General features: G+C 68.8%; 17 protein-coding genes. 9 read left to right on the plus strand and 8 right to left on the minus strand.

Annotation, left to right across the window (positions count from 1 at the left end; all coding sequences use genetic code 11):
* Positions 1 to 3: 3 nt before the first annotated feature.
* Positions 4 to 609 (minus strand): DUF4383 domain-containing protein, encoded by a 606-nt coding sequence (locus ACLJRL_RS23470; protein ID WP_410658409.1) that lies wholly within the window; start codon positions 607 to 609, stop codon positions 4 to 6.
* Between the two features lie 205 nt (positions 610 to 814).
* Here ACLJRL_RS23470 and ACLJRL_RS23475 point away from each other — a divergent pair, with 205 nt between their 5' ends.
* Positions 815 to 1,738 (plus strand): serine hydrolase, encoded by a 924-nt coding sequence (locus ACLJRL_RS23475; RefSeq protein ID WP_410658410.1) that lies wholly within the window; start codon positions 815 to 817, stop codon positions 1,736 to 1,738.
* Between the two features lie 66 nt (positions 1,739 to 1,804).
* Positions 1,805 to 2,644, plus strand: coding sequence for an oxygenase MpaB family protein (locus tag ACLJRL_RS23480; RefSeq protein WP_410658411.1), 840 nt, complete (start codon positions 1,805 to 1,807; stop codon positions 2,642 to 2,644).
* 14 nt (positions 2,645 to 2,658) lie between these two features.
* On the opposite strand, the gene ACLJRL_RS23485 is transcribed toward ACLJRL_RS23480, so the two are convergent.
* Together ACLJRL_RS23485 and ACLJRL_RS23490 are read right to left on the minus strand one after the other, a co-directional pair.
* The gene (locus tag ACLJRL_RS23485; protein WP_410658412.1) at positions 2,659 to 3,876 is read right to left on the minus strand and encodes an alpha/beta hydrolase; all 1,218 of its coding nucleotides are present in this window, start codon (positions 3,874 to 3,876) and stop codon (positions 2,659 to 2,661) included.
* A 131-nt stretch (positions 3,877 to 4,007) separates the two neighbouring features.
* Positions 4,008 to 4,955, minus strand: coding sequence for an alpha/beta hydrolase (locus ACLJRL_RS23490; protein WP_410658413.1), 948 nt, complete (start codon positions 4,953 to 4,955; stop codon positions 4,008 to 4,010).
* A gap of 159 nt (positions 4,956 to 5,114) precedes the next feature.
* On the opposite strand from ACLJRL_RS23490, the gene ACLJRL_RS23495 reads away from it, so the two are divergent.
* The 5 genes from ACLJRL_RS23495 (at position 5,115) to ACLJRL_RS23515 (ending at position 10,136) form a co-directional block, all read left to right on the plus strand.
* Positions 5,115 to 5,582, plus strand: a complete 468-nt coding sequence (locus ACLJRL_RS23495) for a MarR family winged helix-turn-helix transcriptional regulator (RefSeq protein ID WP_410658414.1) — start codon at positions 5,115 to 5,117, stop codon at positions 5,580 to 5,582.
* Between the two features lie 27 nt (positions 5,583 to 5,609).
* Positions 5,610 to 6,458, plus strand: coding sequence for an SAM-dependent methyltransferase (locus ACLJRL_RS23500; protein WP_410658415.1), 849 nt, complete (start codon positions 5,610 to 5,612; stop codon positions 6,456 to 6,458).
* Between the two features lie 111 nt (positions 6,459 to 6,569).
* Positions 6,570 to 7,106: a PadR family transcriptional regulator gene (locus tag ACLJRL_RS23505; protein WP_410658416.1), complete on the plus strand. Its 537-nt coding sequence runs from the start codon at positions 6,570 to 6,572 to the stop codon at positions 7,104 to 7,106.
* A 9-nt stretch (positions 7,107 to 7,115) separates the two neighbouring features.
* Positions 7,116 to 9,134: an FAD-dependent oxidoreductase gene (locus tag ACLJRL_RS23510; RefSeq protein WP_410658417.1), complete on the plus strand. Its 2,019-nt coding sequence runs from the start codon at positions 7,116 to 7,118 to the stop codon at positions 9,132 to 9,134.
* 48 nt (positions 9,135 to 9,182) lie between these two features.
* Positions 9,183 to 10,136, plus strand: coding sequence for a prephenate dehydrogenase (locus tag ACLJRL_RS23515; protein WP_410658693.1), 954 nt, complete (start codon positions 9,183 to 9,185; stop codon positions 10,134 to 10,136).
* Between the two features lie 99 nt (positions 10,137 to 10,235).
* Here the strand turns inward: ACLJRL_RS23515 and ACLJRL_RS23520 are convergent, their stop codons facing one another.
* The 3 genes from ACLJRL_RS23520 to ACLJRL_RS23530 form a co-directional block, all read right to left on the minus strand.
* Positions 10,236 to 10,502: an antitoxin gene (locus ACLJRL_RS23520; RefSeq protein WP_410658418.1), complete on the minus strand. Its 267-nt coding sequence runs from the start codon at positions 10,500 to 10,502 to the stop codon at positions 10,236 to 10,238.
* Positions 10,503 to 10,575: 73 nt separating this feature from the next.
* Positions 10,576 to 11,508, minus strand: a complete 933-nt coding sequence (locus tag ACLJRL_RS23525; RefSeq protein ID WP_410658419.1) for a TauD/TfdA dioxygenase family protein — start codon at positions 11,506 to 11,508, stop codon at positions 10,576 to 10,578.
* Between the two features lie 225 nt (positions 11,509 to 11,733).
* A complete protein-coding gene (locus ACLJRL_RS23530; RefSeq protein WP_410658420.1) occupies positions 11,734 to 12,072 on the minus strand; it encodes a hypothetical protein in 339 nt (112 codons plus the stop codon).
* A gap of 172 nt (positions 12,073 to 12,244) precedes the next feature.
* Here ACLJRL_RS23530 and ACLJRL_RS23535 point away from each other — a divergent pair, with 172 nt between their 5' ends.
* Complete coding sequence (locus ACLJRL_RS23535) at positions 12,245 to 12,679, plus strand: hypothetical protein (protein WP_410658421.1); 435 nt, start codon at positions 12,245 to 12,247, stop codon at positions 12,677 to 12,679.
* Positions 12,680 to 12,681: 2 nt separating this feature from the next.
* Here ACLJRL_RS23535 and ACLJRL_RS23540 read toward each other — a convergent pair whose 3' ends face one another.
* The gene (locus ACLJRL_RS23540) at positions 12,682 to 14,649 is read right to left on the minus strand and encodes an FUSC family protein (RefSeq protein WP_410658422.1); all 1,968 of its coding nucleotides are present in this window, start codon (positions 14,647 to 14,649) and stop codon (positions 12,682 to 12,684) included.
* Between the two features lie 49 nt (positions 14,650 to 14,698).
* Between ACLJRL_RS23540 and ACLJRL_RS23545 the strand changes: the two genes are divergently transcribed.
* Positions 14,699 to 15,139 (plus strand): SRPBCC family protein, encoded by a 441-nt coding sequence (locus ACLJRL_RS23545; protein ID WP_410658423.1) that lies wholly within the window; start codon positions 14,699 to 14,701, stop codon positions 15,137 to 15,139.
* Between the two features lie 3 nt (positions 15,140 to 15,142).
* On the opposite strand, the gene ACLJRL_RS23550 is transcribed toward ACLJRL_RS23545, so the two are convergent.
* Complete coding sequence (locus ACLJRL_RS23550) at positions 15,143 to 17,746, minus strand: CHAT domain-containing protein (RefSeq protein ID WP_410658424.1); 2,604 nt, start codon at positions 17,744 to 17,746, stop codon at positions 15,143 to 15,145.
* Positions 17,747 to 17,763: the final 17 nt, after the last annotated feature.

Raw genomic sequence — 17,763 nt, forward strand, 5'->3', positions numbered from 1 at the left:
CACCTAGTGGGCAAGGCCCGGCGGTCGCTCTTCACGAGCGACGGCCGGGCCTTTTTCATGCCGCGGCCGGTGAGCGGAATCCGGGGTGGTGTCGACGACGGTCTTGTCGGCCCGTTCGGTGTCCACGGCGCCGATGCCGGACTGTTCCTCGTCTTCCGGCAGCAGCACCTTGTGCCGCGCGGGAAGGAACGCGATCAGCAGACCGAGCGCGGCCAGCCCGAGGTGCAGCCAGTTGTCCGGGCCGTTGAGGTTGAACGGGTTACCGGCCTGGGAAACGGGATTCGTCGAAACGGTCCCGGTGATCATCAGGCCCCAGACGAACAACGCGCCGAAGGCGGCGAACGTCAGCAGGCCGAATACCCGGGACCGGCCCGAACCGAACGTCAGCAGGAGGCCGACCACTCCGATCAGGACGAATCCGAGGTTGTAGAACGGGTTGACCGAGAACCCGAGGACGGTCGCCGAGTTATAGCCGACGAAATCGGCGAACCCGGTCTTGGTGAAGCCCACGATCCCGAACACCAGGAACGCCAGGCTGGCCAGCCCGGCGAGAACCTGAGCGGGCTGGAGTCCCGCCGTTCGGATACGAGCCCGTTGTGCACGTGCCATTGCTCCGCCTTCCAGAGTTGGCCACCTAAAGTCACGCCCCGGTCAGATACCCCGCGGACCAGGCGGACAAACCGGAAGCCCGTTCCAGGTCCACGCTGCGCACACAAGGCGTTACAAATCCGCGCTCAAACGAGACTTGCGCCACACGAATGGCCTAGACCGCGAACACTTTTGAGTGATCCGGCCAACAAGTCATGTGGGCAAGGTGAGCGGAGTTTTCCTCCTGGTGGGGCTGTGTCTCGGTGCCATCGGCGCGATGCTGATGGTTCCCTCCGCGCGGTCCACCGCGCCGCTGGTCGCCGACGCCGCGTCGGGAACGGCGACGATGAGCGTCGAAGCGAAGACGGGCGAGTCTCTGCCGTCCGAGGGACCGGCCCCCTCGCCTCAGCCATCGCCGCCGCCGTCTGAGCCGGGCAAGTCCGATCCGGGCAAGCCCGTCGCCGTCGAACTGAAGGCCATCACCGAGCTCGTTCCCGGCGGGCAGGTGAGCGTGGTCGTCTACGACCGCACCGCCAAGAAGAACCTGATTTCCCTGCAGCCGGACCGTTCCTACACCTCGGCGTCGCTGGTCAAGATCCTCATCGCCCTCGACGCGCTCCAAGCCGGGACATCGACGGCCAGCGTGCAGCGGATGTTGTCGATGAGCGACGACAACCTGGCGAGCGCGCTGTGGTCGACCCATGGCGGGGCGAGCATCGTGACGCGCTGGGCGACCAAGATCGGCCTCACCGGCACCCGGCCACCCGAGGATCCCGGCCGGTGGGGCGACACCCGGATCACCGCCGCCGACATCGGGCGGATCTACCGTTACGTGATGGACCAGGTCGGCCCGGGAACGCGGTCGATCATCATGCGGGCGCTGAGCGGGGCGACGGAGAGCGGCGCCGACGGGATCCGCCAGTACTTCGGCATCCCGGACGCGACAGGCGCCATTCCCTGGTCGGTGAAACAGGGCTGGTCGTGCTGCCGCGGCGCCCGGATCCTGCACACCTCCGGCGTCGTCGGCAAGGACGACCGCTACATCGTGGTGGTGCTGACCTCGCAGCCGACGTCGACCACCTACGCCAGCGGCGGCAGGCAGGTGACCGCGGCCGTGAGGGCACTGCTCCCGGCGTTGACCGGAGCCTGAACCACTATTGACGACCCGTAAACAAGGTGGGACAGTGACTGCACGCCACTCTTCCGGGAGGTCGTCATGAGCACCGAAGCCCGCACCTCCAAGCCGGCCCCGCTCGGCCCGGATTCCGTTGCCTGGCAGGTGGTCGGCGACCGGCGGCTGCTGCTCGGCGCGGGTACCGCCCTGCTGCTGCAGGTCGCGCATCCGGTGATCGGCGCCGGAGTCCACGACCATTCGAACTACACCGAAGACCCGTGGGGCCGCCTCGACCGGACCATCGATTCGTTGCTGTCACAGGTTTTCGGCGGCCAGGAGTCGATCGCCGAAGCCGAACGGCTCCGCGAGATGCACAAGGCGTTCAAAGGCATCGATCACCACGGCGAGCGCTACCACGCACTGAACCCCGAGGCCTACTGGTGGGTGCACGGCTCAACGTTCTGGACGACCGTCCGCATGCACGAAGTCTTCGTACATGCCTTGTCCCGTGAGGAAAAGCGCCGCTTCTACACGGAATGGCGACGGCTCGGCCTGATCCTCGGCCTCCGCGAACACCACATGCCTTCGGACCTCGAAGGTTTCGAGGTGTACTTCGACGACGCTGTCGCGAACAGGCTCGAAGACAACCACACCGTGCGAGAACTGCTCGACTCGATCACCATGCGGGACACACCCGCGCCGCCGTGGTGGTTCCTGCCGGAAACCCTGTGGCGCCCGGTGCGGCCGGCGGGCGGGAACGTCCTCACGCTCTGCGCGATCGGTCTGCTGCCGACGGTGTTGCGCGAGCGTCTTGGTCTCAAGTGGACGGACGTCGACGAGCGTCGCCTACGACGGCTCGGCGCCGTCACGCGCAAGGCCGGTGCGCGAACACCGGCCCGGCTTCGCCTGTACCCCCAGGCTTATCGCGCCCAGCGCGGCTAGCCCACTCGGCTGGCTCACTCGACAATGTCGACGAGTGCGCCCTTCGCTCCGGTGTTGGGCAACGGCCACGGCGTCACCCCGCCGTTGGTGACGAGCTTCTTTTCCTGCGGCGCCGACGGCGGCACGGTCCGCGCGCCGATCCAGGCCAGCACGTCGGGGATCTGCGTCTTGAAGGTGTTCATGTTGTGCCCGGCGTCCGGGATCCGCCACGACGAAAGTGTTGCGGGCGGCCGGATCGCGGCCTGGATCTGGTCGAGCGCGGAAGACTCGAAGTTCTCCTTCTCCCCGGCGATCGCGAGGATGTCGACCGGCGAAGGATGCCGTTGCAGGTTCAGGGAGACCGAGTTCGCGTCGATGATGTCCTGCCTGCCCTTGAACAGGTTCTCGGTCTCCGCGTCCACCGAGGCCTTGTCATATCCGCTGACGCTCGCGGCCTGGCCGTACCACTGCGGATGCCGCGTCACCAGGTTCATGGCGCAGTACCCGCCGGACGACCAGCCGGCGATGGTCCACGCCTTCCGCTGGTCGCTGGCGCCGAGGGTGCCGATCGCCCAGTCGCGGATGTCCGCGGTGAGGAAGGTGTCGTTGGCGTCGCCGCCGACCTCGTCGACGCATTCGGTGTCGTGGCCGAGTTTGGGCTTCCCGGTCGGATCCGGGATGACCACCAGTGCGGGCGGGAGCTTGTGCGACGCGATCGCCTCGTCGAGCCTCGACGGCAACTCGTATCCGACGGTGACCACTTCGGGGCCGGACGGGTAGTTCGGGATCCATTCGATGACCGGGAATTTGAACGACCGGTACGCGGGATCGTAGTACTGGGGCGGAAAATAGACCGTGACATCGCGGGTGAGGCCGGTTCGCTTGCCCTTCACCGGCATGAGCACGACGGTGCCCTTGCCCTCTTTCGCCCGCACTGTGCCGCCGGTGCGCAGTTTGTCGAGATCCGCGCCGTTCTCTCCGGCGACGGCGTCGACGTTCCCACCGGCGTACACCCCGGTGCCGAACAGCGCGCCGACCGTCGGGAAGAACCCGCCGATCATGTTCCCGCCCATCCCGGTGCTGACCACGATGAGCACCACCGCGACGAGGATCGTCGAACTACGGCCGATCATCTTGCGGCGCCAGCGTTCCCAGAACCACGGCACCGCGACGATCGCGAGCAGGGTGAGCACCAGGACGATGACGAGGTTCAGCGGCGAATCCAGCCGGATGGCACTCAATCCCAGTCCCATGGTGTTCGCGTCCCCTCCCGGCCGGGAACGCGCGCCGCACGTCCCACATCTGGATCAAGAGACGCCTCACCACCACAAAGTGTTGTCCAGGGTGACGCGTGTCACCCTGGACAGGAATGCGTTCCGCTTACTCAGCCTTCGAGAGCCGCACGCAACACCGCGATCGCCTGCTTGATCGCCGCGTCCGCGGCGTGGGTTTCGCGCAGCGTGTTGAGCATGACGAAGTCGTGGACGATGCCTTGGTACCGCACGGCTGTCACCGATACTCCGGCCTGACGCAGTTTCGCCGCGTACGCCTCACCTTCGTCGCGCAGGACGTCGGCTTCACCGGTGATCACCAGCGCCGGCGGCAGACCGGAAAGCTCGTCGAGGCTCGCTCGCAACGGCGAAACGGTGATCTCCGCGCGCTGTGCGGGATCGGTCGTGTACTGGTCCCAGAACCACTTCATGCCTTCGAGGGCAAGGAAATAGCCGTCGGCGAACTTCTGGTACGACTCGGTTTCGAACGACGCGTCGGTGACCGGGTAGAAGAGAACCTGCTGCCGGAAGGTGACATCGCCACGCTGCTTCGCGAGCAAAGTGAGCGCTGCCGCCATGTTCCCGCCGACGGAGTCCCCGGCGATCGCGATCTTCGTGCTGTCGAGCCCGTTCTCGGCGCCGTGTTCGGCGACCCACTTCGCGACGGCGTAGTTCTGCTCGATGGCGACCGGATAGCGCGCTTCCGGCGAGCGGTCGTATTCGGGGAAGACGACGGCCGCGCCGGTGCCGACGGCCAGTTCGCGGACCAGGCGCTCGTGGGTGTGGAAGTTTCCGAAGACCCAGCCGGCGCCGTGGATGTAGACGATCACGGGCAGCGGCCCGGTCGCGCCCGGCGGGCGGACGATGCGGACCTCGGTGCCGTCGACGTGCGTGGTCTCGACGTCCGCGGCGGGCAGTTCGACGTCGCCGGCCTGGACCTCGTCGACGGCCTTGCGTCCTTCCTCGGGCGGCAGCTGGAAGAGGAACGGCGGGGTGGCGGTGGCCTCCACGAACGCCTGCGCGGCCGGTTCGAGGGCCAGGTTGTGCGGGTTGGCGGTCATCTCTGCCTCCTGAGTGAGCGGCTGATGTGCTGAAGGTAGCCCGCAACTCAGTTGTGCACAACTAAAATGTCCTCAAGGAGATTTACCCCACTCGAGTAGCGTGCCGTGCGATCATCGACGCACCATGAAGCGTTGGGGGCGACAAAGAAGGAAGGGCGTATGCGAACGGACGACGCCGGGTCACTGCGCCTGGACGACCAGCTTTGCTTCGGCCTGTACGCGGCATCGCGGGCCGTGACCGCGCTCTACCGCGTGGTGCTCGACGACCTGGGCCTGACCTACCCGCAGTATCTGGTGATGCTCGCGCTCTGGGAGGACGACCGGCGACAGGTCAAGGAACTCGGCACGGTGCTGAACCTCGACTCCGGCACGCTGTCACCGCTGCTCAAGCGGCTGGAGAAGATCGGACTGGTCCGGCGTGAACGCCAAGCCGACGATGAGCGGTCCGTTCGCGTCAGCCTGACCGAGGACGGCGCCGCGCTCAAGGACCGCGCGGCCAGCGTCCCGGCGATCATCGGCGACGCGATGGGACTCGACGCGGCCGGACTCGCCCGCACGCGCGCGGAACTCGATCGGCTGACCGAATCCGTGAACGCCTACCGCGAGACCTACGTTCCCGCCGGTTAGCATGGGATTACCGGTGCGGACAAAGGGATGGCGATGATCGATCACGACGCGGCGCTCAAGGCCGTCGAGAGCAGCTTGGACCGGCCGTCCGCGGCCCGGGTCTACGACTATTTCATCGGCGGCGACACCCACTACGCCATCGACCGCGAGTTCGCCGAGAAGGTGCGCAAGCGTTTGCCGCTCATGGGCGACTACTGCACCACCAGCAGGCAGTTCCTCGGCCGTGCGGTGCGACGCTGCTCGGAACTGGGCATCCGCCAGTTCGTCGACATCGGCTCCGGCCTGCCGACGGCGGGCAACGTGCACGAGGTCGCCGACGAGGCGCGGCCGGAGGAGGACACGCACGTCCTCTACATCGACAACGAGCCGATCGCGCTCGCGCACTCGACGCTCCTGCTCGCCGACACCGCCGACCCGGACCGGCACCACGCGATCGCCGCCGACCTGTTCGACCCCGAGGACCTCTGGGACCGGGTCGAGGACTCCGGCATCATCGACCTCGATGAGCCGATCGCGCTGGTGATCAACGCGGTCATGCACTTCATCAAGGACGAGCAGGACCCGGACTCGCTGCTCGACTACTACCGCGACCGGCTCGTGCCCGGGTCGCTGCTGGTGCTCTCGCAGATGACCAACGAGAACCCGGCCAACGACGAGGAACGGCAAGCGCTGCTCGACATCCTCGAGTACTACGAGACCACCACGAACCCCGGCTTCCTGCGCACGATGGACGAGTTCCGGCGGTTCTTCGGCGGCTGGCCGCTGGTGGAGCCGGGCCTGGTCTACGCGCCGGCGTGGCACCCGGACGAGAAGACCGTCTTCGCCGCCACACCCTCCGAGTCGCGCGTCATCGGCGGTATCGCCCGCAAGCCGTAACTTTGCGCGTGAAGGCCCCCTTCCCTCGGCTGAACCGAGGGAAGGGGGCCTTCACGCGCTTGTGACGCAGGTCGCCTTGCAGTGCAACTAGGTGCATATGAAACTAGGTGCATGGCATTGGAGCACGCGATCCTGGTTTCACTGTCCGAGCGGTCCGGCTCGGGCTACGAGCTGACGCGCCGCTTCGAGAAGTCCATCGGGCTGTGGTGGAACGCCACCCACCAGCAGATCTACCGCGTTCTCAAGCGCATGGAGGACGCCGGCTGGGTCGCCGTCGACCACGTCGCGCAGTCCGGGAAACCCGATAAAAAGGTCTACACCGTCGGCGACGAAGGCCGGGCCGAGCTGGTCCGCTGGCTCGCCGAACCCGATCCGACGGCCACCGCGAGGGAGCTCGCCGTCAAGATCCGCGGCGCGACGCTCGGTGACGCGGCCGCGGTCGCCGCCGAGGTCTCCCGGCACCGCGACGCGCACGCGGCGGCGCTCGACGCCTACCTCCTGATCGAGAAGCGCGACTTCCCCGACTCCAGCGTCCTCAGTGGACAGTCGTTGCACCAGTTCCTCGTGCTGCGCGGAGGGATCCGAACCGAACAGGGCCACGTCGAGTGGCTCGAGGAAGTCCTCCAGGCATTCCACCACAATGCGTAAGGACCAGCGATGACCCAGTACCCGAACCTGCTGTCCCCGCTCGATCTCGGCTTCACCACCCTGCGCAACAGGGTGATCATGGGCTCGATGCACACCGGCCTCGAGGACAAGGAAGCCCATTTCCCCGAGCTGGCCGAGTATTACGCCGAACGTGCCCGCGGCGGGGTCGGGCTGATCGTCACCGGCGGGTTCGCGCCGAACCGGACCGGCTGGCTCCTGCCGCTCGCCTCGAAGCTTTCGACACGCGCGGAAGCGCGGGCACATAGGCAGCTCACCGATCCCGTCCACGAGGCGGGCGGCAAGATCGCCCTGCAGATCCTGCACGCGGGCCGGTATTCGTATCACCCGCTGAGCGTTTCGGCCTCGGGTATCAAGGCGCCGATCAACCCGTTCAAGCCGCGGACGCTGTCCGGCTACGGGGTGCTGCGCCAGATCCGCGCGTTCGCCGATTGTGCTTTCCTGGCCAAGGAAGCGGGCTACGACGGCGTCGAGATCATGGGGTCCGAGGGCTACTTCATCAACCAGTTCCTCGCCGAGCGGACCAACAAGCGCACCGACAAATGGGGCGGCAGCGCGGAAAACCGGCGCCGGATCGCCGTCGAGATCGTGCGCCGGGCGCGTGAGGCGGTCGGCGAGGACTTCATCATCATCTATCGACTGTCCATGTTGGACTTGGTCGAAGGCGGCCAAAGCTGGGAAGACGTCGTCACTCTGGCCAAGGAGGTCGAAGAGGCGGGCGCCACGATCATCAATACCGGTATCGGCTGGCACGAGGCCCGGGTGCCGACGATCGTGACGTCGGTGCCGCGCGCGGCCTTCACCTGGGTGACCGGGAAACTCAAGCCGCACGTGGGCATTCCGGTCGTCACCTCCAACCGGATCAACATGCCCGAGGTCGCCGAGGAGGCGCTGGCCGGCGGCGACGCGGACCTGGTTTCGATGGCGCGGCCGTTCCTCGCCGACCCGGAGTGGATCCGCAAGGCCGAGACCGGGCGTGAGGACGAGATCAACACCTGCATCGCCTGCAACCAGGCGTGCCTCGACCACGCGTTCAAGCGGAAACTGGTGTCCTGCATGGTGAATCCCCGTGCCGGGCACGAGACCACGCTGACCCTCGCGCCGACCCGGAAGGTCAAACGCGTCGCCGTCGTCGGCGCCGGGCCGGCCGGGCTCGCGGCCGCGACCAGCCTTGCCGATCGGGGTCACGCCGTCGAACTCTTCGAGGCCGACGACGAGATCGGCGGCCAGTTCGGTATCGCGCGGAAGATCCCGGGCAAGGAAGAGTTCGCGGAGACCATCCGGTACTACACGCGACGGCTCGAAGTCACCGGCGTCAAGGTGCACCTCGGCACCCGCGCGACCGCCGCCGCGCTGGTCGACGCGGGGTTCGACGAGGTCGTGCTGGCCACCGGCGTGACGCCTCGCGTGCCCTCGCTGCCCGGGATCGACCACCCCAAGGTTCTGTCCTATGTGGACGTCGTCAAACGCGGGAAGCCGGTGGGCGAGAAGGTCGCGGTGATCGGCGCGGGCGGGATCGGGGTGGACGTCAGTGAATTCCTGACGCACACCACCTCCCCCACGCTCGACCTGGACGCGTGGATGGCCGAGTGGGGCGTCACCGATCCGGAGAACGCGGCGGGCGGGCTGACCGAACGGAAGCCCGAGCCCTCGCCGCGGCAGGTCTTCCTACTGCAGCGCAAGAAGTCCGGGATCGGCGCGGGACTGGGCAAGACCAGCGGCTGGGTGCACCGGGCGTCGCTGAAGGCCAAACGCGTCGAGCAGGTCACCGGGGTCACCTACGACCGGATCGACGACGACGGCCTGCACATCACCGTCGGTGACAAGCCCCGTGTGCTCGACGTCGACACCGTCGTCGTCTGCGCCGGCCAGGAGCCGGTGCGCGACCTCGCCGACGACCTGCGGGCCGCCGGGGTGTCGGTGCACTTGATCGGCGGCGCCGACGTCGCGGCCGAACTGGACGCCAAACGAGCGATCGATCAGGGAACTCGCCTCGCCGCCGTTCTCTGACGAGTGGGCTCGCAGATGGCAGGATGAGCACTTGTGCGAGACGTATGCGTGATCGGGCTCGGGTTGATCGGTGGTTCGCTGCTGCGCGCGGCGCATTCGATCGGCCGCACCACGTTCGGGGCGGCGATCTCCGAAGCTGACGCGGACGCCGCCAGCAGAGCGGGATTCGACGTGACCGCGCAGGTCGAGGCGGCGCTGAGCAAGGCCGCCGAGCGGGACGCGCTGATCGTGCTCGCGGTGCCGCTGCCCGCTGTCGAAGAGGTGCTGAGGACCGTTTCGCGGGTCGCCGGGCACTGCGTGCTCACCGACGTCACCAGCGTGAAGGGCCCGGTGCTGGACTCCGTCCGCCGTCGCGCGCCCTACGTGCGGTTCGTCGGCGGGCACCCGATGGCCGGGACCGCCGAGTCCGGGTGGAACGCGAGCAATCCGGCGCTGTTCGGCGGCGCGGCGTGGGTGCTGGGCGTCGAGCACGACACCGACCTGGTGGCCTGGGCCGAGGTCGCGCGGCTGGTGCTGGACATCGGCGCGCATATCGTGCCGCTGCCGGCGGACTCGCACGACGAGACCGTCGCCCGGATCTCGCATCTGCCGCATATCTTCTCGGCCATCCTGGCCACGATCGGGGCGCAGGGCGGGCCGCTGGCGATGTCGCTGGCGGCCGGGTCGTACACCGACGGCACGCGGGTGGCCGGGTCGAGCCCGGCGTTGGTGCGCGCGATGACCGAGGGGAACCGGGACGCGTTGCTCCCGATCGTCGACGAGGCGCTCGGACGGCTGGGTGCCGCGCGGGGTTCGCTGGCCTCGACAGGCGGGCTCGCGGTGACGATCAACGCGGGCTACGAGGGCTCGCAAGCGTTTGCGACCAGCAAGGACGCCGAGCGCGCCGGAGTCCGGATCAGCCTCACCGCACCCGACGCGCGGGACGGCCTGATCGCCCTCGGCGAGCGTGGTGGCCGGATCACCGCGATCGACGGCGACACCGCGCTCGGCGAGGTCTCCTGACGCTGCCTCCTGACGCGTTTCGTCCTCTACTTGCGGTAGTTGCACGCGCAAGGAACGCAACTAGAGGACTGAACGCCGTGGTTTCAGCGCACGCGGGGGTTACTGGCCCGGCGGCGGCTGCGGCGGGTTCTGCTGCTGCGGCGGGTTCTGCTGGTCCTGCTGCTGCGGCGGGTTGTCCGGGGTGTCGTCGAACTTGTTGATGAAGCCCTTCGCCTTGTCGACACCGGAGTCGATCTTGGAGTCGTGGCCGGAGAACTTCGATTTGGCGAAGCCCGCCGCCTTGTCGAGGCCGCCCTCGATCTTGTCGTTGTGCTCGCGGAGAGCGTCGGTGGCCTTGTTCTTCAATTCATCGAAGTTGATGCCCATGACCTCATCGTCACACAGGTGACGGTGTACGCGCCCGGGTCGCGGCCACCGATCACCCATCGCGGGGACACGCTCAAAACGGCCGGTCACCCACGATGGCGACACGCTCGGCCACCCGCGCGTACGGCTGGTAGTCGTTGACGGCGTAGTGCTGGGTGGCGCGGTTGTCCCAGAACGCGACCGACCCGGGCCGCCAGGCGAAGCGCACCTGGAACTCCGGGGTGTGCGCGCGGCTGAACAGGTATCGCAGCAGCCTGTCGCTCTCGTCGCGGTCGATGCCGACGATGTGCGTCGTGAAGGCCTGGTTCACGAAGAGGGTGCGCCGCCCGGTCTCCGGATGCGTGCGGACGACCGGGTGTTCGACGGGCGGGAAGGCGTCCTGCCGCCGCCGCAGCGATTCCGGGTCGGAGAAGCGGGCGAAGCCGGGGATGAAGTCGTGTACGGCGGTCAAGCCGTCGATACGGGCGCGGATGCCTTCCGGCAGATTGTCGTACGCGGCGGCCATATCGGCCCACATCGTGTCGCCGCCGACCGGCGGGACCTCGATCAGCCGCAGGACCGAGCCGAGCGCCGGGGCGGGCCGGAACGTGACGTCGACGTGCCAGATGTTCTCGAACGCGGGCATGGTCGCCGACCGGGTGAACCGGGTGGTGTCCTCGGTTTCGCCCTGCGGGATGAACGGGTTCGTCTCCAGGTCGCCCCAGTTCGAGGCGAAGGCGCGCTGGTGCGCCGAAGTGATGTCCTGGTCGCGGAAGAACAGCACCTTCCACTCCAGCAGCGCGCGGTTCAGCTCCGCGTGCAGGGCGGGGGTCAGGGGCTCGGCGAGGTCGACGCCGTCGATCTCGGCACCGATCACCCGCCCCAGCGGACGCAGCGTGAAGAGCTCGTACGGGCGTTCTTCCGCGCCTTCCGGCAGGCGGCGCAGTACGCGCGGCCCTTCGAGGATGCCGCCGTCGGGGACGATCGCGGGGCGAAGCCGGGCATGGTCGGGCGCTGCTACGGACATGGTCGCTCCCAAAAGGTTTTCTCGGAATGGTGAAAAGGGCCACGGATGGCCTCAGCGCGAGAAGAAGGAGCTAGGCGGGCGGCGAGCCCAGGCGTCCGCGACGCAGGAGCAGCGCGGCGACGCCTTCAGCGGCCGTGCGGGCGGGGGCAGATTCCCAGGTGGCAGGCACGGGGTCATCGTGTGCCCCCGACGGGTGCGCGGTCAACCATGTCCACCGGACGGGAATCACCTTCGCCGTTCGTAAGGGAAGCTTCCCGACCACGTATTCCGCTCTTCGCGCGGGCGCAACGCCTCGGCCAGCACCCACTGCGAATGCGTCGTCGCACCCCGCCCTACCGGGCCGAGCTGGAACGTCACCCAGCCGACCCAGTCCCCTGTCGTCGTCGCCCGCCACATCCCCAGCAACCCGGGGACGGTGCCGGTCAGGTCGAGGCCGTCGGGGAGACGGACCTTCGGCGTGCCGACCGGGTAGACCACCTTGAGGTCGACCCAAACGGGCTGGTTGGGCCGGACCATGTGCAGGTGACGCGGCCCCGGCGGCAGCGTGTCACCAGTGTCGAGCATGCGTCGATTATGCGTGATGGCTCGAACATTCGTTCGAGACTATGGTCACCCTCACCCGGATGGGTGGCTGTTTTCGCTAGGGTCGCGGGCATCGGTCTGCACCGGATGCTGCCGCCGGGGCTGCGCGCCGACTTCCAGGATCTGCCCGCGTGGGCGTCAGGGCGTTTTCGAGGTGCTCGACCTCCTGCTCGGCAAGCAGGACGGCACGGTGGTGGCGCCGATGACGCTGGTGGAGCCCACGTACTTCACGGAGATCGTCGGCCGGTTACGCGAACGCGGGCACGACGTCCGGCACTTCGCGCTGCTGGCCGAACGCGAGACCGTCCTACGTCGGCTGCGGGAACGCGAGATCGTCCACTCGGTACGACGGAAGGGTGTGCCGCCGAAGCGGGATAATTTCGCGGTGTCGAGGCTCGATCTCTGCCTGGAGCGGCTGAGCGGCGCGGAGTTCGGTGAGCACCTCCGCACCGACAGGCTCACTGTCGCCCAGGCCGCCGACCGGATCGCGGAGTCGGCCGGGCTGACCCTCGAACCGAACACGGACAGCGCGGTGCGGGGTTTCGTCCGTCGCAAGTGGACGAGCGTCAAGCACATCCGTTTCGGCTGAGCTCAGGCGCGGCGGTGGTACGGCAGGAACCGCCGGACCAGCCGCAGCGGCGCGCGTTCGACGAGGTCGGGGCCGCGCACGGCGTCGAAGGCGGCGCCGATCTGGTCGACGACACCGGACAGCTGCTCGTTGTCGGGCATCGGCATCTCCGCCGGCTGCCGTTCCTCGCGGACGGCGGAGGCGAGTTCGGCCAGCGCGGCCGTCAGCAGGGCGATGTCGGCCTCGTCCGGTGCCGGGGCGCCACCTCCCAGGGTGACGCCGACTTCGGTGACGGCGTCCGCGACGCGTTCGAGCCCGGCGATCACCGGCCACCAGGCGACGGCTTGCCGTCCGGCGGCGGAGGGTTCGACGACGACCTGCTGGAACGCCGTCCGCAGATCGGCCAGCGCGCGGTAGGCGCGGCGTCGGGCGCGTGAGCGGACCAATCGTGCTTCGCCCGAGGGCGCGAGCACGAGTCCCTTGTCGACGTAGTCCACCAGGTTGTCGAGGCTGTCGGCGAGCCGCCCGCCGATCTGCGGACGACGGCTTCCCGGCCAGAGCAGGTAGCCGAAGAGCAGGACGATCGCGCAGCCCAGCACGGTGTCGACGAGCCGCGCGAGCACGACGTCCCAGCTTCCGGTGCTGGCCAGGTCCATCTGCAGGATGATCAGCGGCGTCACGAACGCGCTGAGGATGCCGTAGTTCCGGACCTTGCCGACCGCGACCCCGCCCGCGAACACGCAGATCAGCAGCACCAGCAGCCAGCCTTCACCGCCCGCGGCGAGCACGGCCGCTCCGATGCCGACGCCGATCACCGTGCCGATCCCGCGCAGCACCGCGCGGCCGAACACCGAACCGAAGTCCGGTTTCAGCACGATGCCGACGGTGAGCGTGATCCAGTAGGAGCGTTCGAACGGGACGAACAGCGCGACGACTTCGGCCACCGCGACGCACAGTGTCAGGCGGAGCGCGGCGAACCAGGTGAGCGGGCCGGAGATGAGCGAGGCCGCCCAGTCGCGAAGCCGTTTGTGCCACGGCTTGACCTCTCGCCGCTTCCGGTCGTCGCCCTTGCCGATCCGGGCGAGCCCGGCGTAGAGCGCGGCCAGCACGGGATCGACGCCGTCGTCGGGTGGCTTCGGCGGTTCCGGCGGTTCCTGGTTCGCGAGGACGGCGGCCGACGTCGCGATGAAATGGTCGATCACCTGGTCCGGCGCGTGGCGGCCGGCGTTGACCATCGCGACCGACGCCTCGACGGCCGGGGTGCTGGCCGACAGCAGGTTGAGCAGCTGGCGGTAGGTGGCGTCGCGGCCGGAGAGCCAGGACCGCGCGGTGAGCAGCCGGTCGTACGCGGTGTTCATCGCGGTCGTGAGCTGGTGGCGCGCCACACGCGAAGTCGCTTCGTCGGTCGCGGACAGCATCGCGGCGAGCTCGACGTAGACATGCGCGACGGCGCCGCGTTCGGGGCTGGTGGCGCGGAAGGTCCAGGTGGCGAGCGCGACGAGCAGGCTCCAGGCGGCGCCGATGCAGAAGTAGCCGAGGAGGATTTCGACGCGGAGGCCGGTGACGTGCTGGCCGGTGCCGAGCACGCAGAAGACGAACATCTGCAGCCCGGCGACCGACGCGTTGCTGCCCGCGGCGCTGATCAGGGCGGAGATCGCCGCGACCCCGACCACCACCGGGATGGACGCGACCGGGATCCCGCCGGCGAGCAGGCCCGCGAAGTAGCCGAGGGCCGCCGCCGCGGTGGCACCACCGAGCCGTCGGGCGCGATAGCGGTACGGGCCGGCGGATTCGGAGAGGACCGTGGGCAGGGCGCCGGTGGAGATGAGCGCGCCGACTCCGATGTCGCCGAGCGCGTACCCGACGGCCAGGGGCGCGGCGAGCGCGAGCACCGCGCGGGCGACCATGTTCCACGGCACCGGGACAGGGGTGCTGCGGAGCAGCTGCACCAGCCAATGCGGTGCGGCGATCTCCCGGCGCGTCGTGCTCACACCCCTATCTTGACTTATCCGTTGCGGGTGGAGCGGTTATCGTCGCCACATGGGCAAGACGTATTCCTTCGAGATCAACCGGACCAGCAGCGCGACGCCGTCGTCCCTCTTCGCGCTGGAATCCGATGGTTCCCGGTGGTCGGAATGGGCGAAGCCGATCGTGTTCCACTCGCGCTGGGCGCGGGAACCGGACGCGGACGGGGTGGGCGCTGTCCGCGCCGTCGGCCTGTGGCCGGTGTACCTCCACGAAGAGACGCTGGAGTACGAACAGGACCGAAAGCACGTCTACGGCTTCGCGGGCATCGCGCCGCTGAAGGACTATCGCGCCGAAGTGTCCTTCACGCCGAACGCGACCGGCGGCACGGACCTGCGCTGGACCGGCCGGTTCACCGAATCACTGCCCGGCACCGGCGCCGCCGCGTGCGCGACCCTGCGCTCGATCGTCTCCCTGCTCGCGACGCGCCTGGTCAAGCACGCCGAACGCGGCTGAAGGTCAGCCCGCGCCCAGGCACAGGAACGGACGTCGTAGCGGGTCGGCGGCCGTCGCTTCGGCGAGCGCCAGCGCGGGCGCCGTCCCCGAAGCGAGCCTCCGGTGCAGATCGGTCATCGCGTCGGCGGCGGCCTTGTCGCCGACGCGCGCGATCGCGCCGATGACGGTCCGCGAGCCGCTCGCGAGCAGCGTCCCGGCGAAACCGAGCGCCTCCTCGCCGGGCCGGATGTGACTCATCGCGAGTTCGCACGCCGCCAGCACCACCCGCTCCGGCGGATGCGCGAGCCGGGCGGTTTCGTGCGCGTACAACGGACCGCCGACCAGTTCGAGCCGCGAGAACAACGCGTTCGCCGGTTCGTGCGCGCCGTGCGCGACCAGGTGCGCCATCCCGGAACCGTCCAAAGCGGACAAGACGGCTTCGCTGGTCGCGGCCTTCCCGTCGACGAGCCGGGCCTGGGGGTACACCGCCCGCAGGTTCCGCACCTCACCGACCGAACCCGGCACCCCGGGCCCGCCGGCGAGCAGGACCGGCCCTTCGCTCCGGCGTCCGGACGCGCTCACCCAGGCGGTCGCCGACGGCGCGATCGACACCGGATGCCCGTGCAGTGACGGCAGCGCGCCCCACGGGAGCGCGTACAGCGAACCGATCGGCACGATGATCAGCTCACGGTTCTCCAGCGTCTTCGCCAGCGACGCGGAGATCAGTTTGTCCAGTTTGTCCGCTCGGCGCCGCGCGGATCCGGTGACCACCTCGACCAGCGGCGCGGGCAGGTTGTCCGGCGCCAGCGCGTCCAGGTCCGCGTGCAGTTGCCGCGCCGTCTCGACGATCTCGCTGAGCGGCCCCAGCTTCACGAGCCGGAACCGGCCACGGTCGACGACCACCGCGTACAAAGTGTCGCGATACCCCATCAGGCTGACCAGGACTCGATTCCCGAGCCGCTCGACCACCTCTTCGGGCGACGAGACCGGCCTCGGACGACCCCATTTACTGGTGTACCACCCGAGCCTGGTCGCTTCCTGCTGCAACCGGTCGTAGTTCTCCTCCAGCTTTCCGACCGGTTCGCCGGACAGCCGCCGCGCCTGGATCGTCCCCTGCAGATGCCGCATTTCGTTGATATGCCTGGCGAGGGCGGGATCTTCGATCAGCGGGAGCGGTTCGTAGCGGTACACCTGCGCGCGCGTGCGTTCCAGCCACGCGAACAGGCTCTTCGCCCCCGCCCCGCTGCGCCTGGCCTTCTTGAGCACCAGCGTCAGCGCGAGTTTGCCCAGTTCCTCACCGTGCGCCGCGGTTCCGCAGACGAGGTCGAGCCCGCCCATGCGATCCCGGATCTGCCCGAGTTCCGCCAGCCCCGCCCGGGCCTGCGCCAGCGCCGAACGCGGCCGGTGGAACGCCACCGCGAGTTCGGCCCGGCACAGCCGCAGCAGCATCCGGTGGTCGATGGGCGTGGTCTGCCGTGGTTTCGGCACCTGCGCCAGCAGATCTTTCGCGGCCGCCGCCTCTTCGCGACGGATCAACAGCCGCACCGCGAACATCCTGGCCGCGCCCGCTTCGTCACGGAGACCGAGTTCGGCCAGCCGGACGGCGAGTTCGGCCAGCGCGCCGGGCAGCTTCGCGGACGGCTTCTTCTCCCGGTCCGCCAAGACCTTCACCGCGTCCGCCCGGAGCCGGGTCAGCGCCGCGATCTCGGCCCAGCGTCCCTTGCCCCGCCGCAGAAAACTCCGCCGCGCGGTGCCGGCGAGTTTCTTCGCCAGCGCGTAGTCGTGTTCCAGGATGGCGGCACCGGCCCTGGCGACCTGTGCCTCCGCGACGAGATGGACGGCGCCGTTGTTCTGGAGCTCCGGGAGCGCGTCGTCGAGGTGCCGTGCCGCCTCCTCGGCGAGTCCCGCGGTGAGCAGAGCCTTGGCCTGATCGAGCCGGACGAGCGGCAGCGAACCCGAACCATCGGTCACGAAGATCGCGGCCGCCTGTTCGTAGTGCCTCAGCGCTTCCGGCACGTCGCCCAGCAGCTGGGCGTGATCGCCCAGGTTGTGCTGGATCTTCCCCTCCAGCATCCGGTGCCCATGTTCGACCGCGAGATCCAGCGCCTCGACGAGATCGCGGTACGCCTCATCCGGATTGTTCATCTCCAGGTGCAGCCACGCCCGGTTCACCAGCGATCGGGTCAGGACCGCGCTGTACTTCTCGGCTTCGGCCGCCAAACCGGGCAGGAACGCGTTGTTGAGCGCCAGCGATTCCTCCAGCCGCCCCCCGCGCATCAGCACGACGGCGCGCTGCAGCCCGACGACGAACCGCAACTCGTGCCGGACATCGCCCTCTGGCAGCAATAGCCGTACCCGCTCGGCCTCGTCGAGCCGCTCGAAACCGTCCTCTTGCGACGTGATCTCCGCTTCGGCGGCGGCCAGGCTGATCAGGATCCGGACGCGGATCTCCGACCGAGCGACCAGATCCACGTCGACAGGGCCCAGCAACGAAAGTCCGCGACGCAGCAGACGGATCGTCCGGTGGAGGCCGTGGTCCGAGGCGGCCGCCTTCGCCTGACGGTGGAGCTCGGTCGCCTCTTCGGCTACGGAATCGGCGACAGCAGGAGACGGCGCGGGCACACGCACAATGGGAGCACACCCGC

This window comes from Amycolatopsis sp. lyj-112, assembly GCF_046549055.1.
Taxonomy (GTDB): domain Bacteria; phylum Actinomycetota; class Actinomycetes; order Mycobacteriales; family Pseudonocardiaceae; genus Amycolatopsis.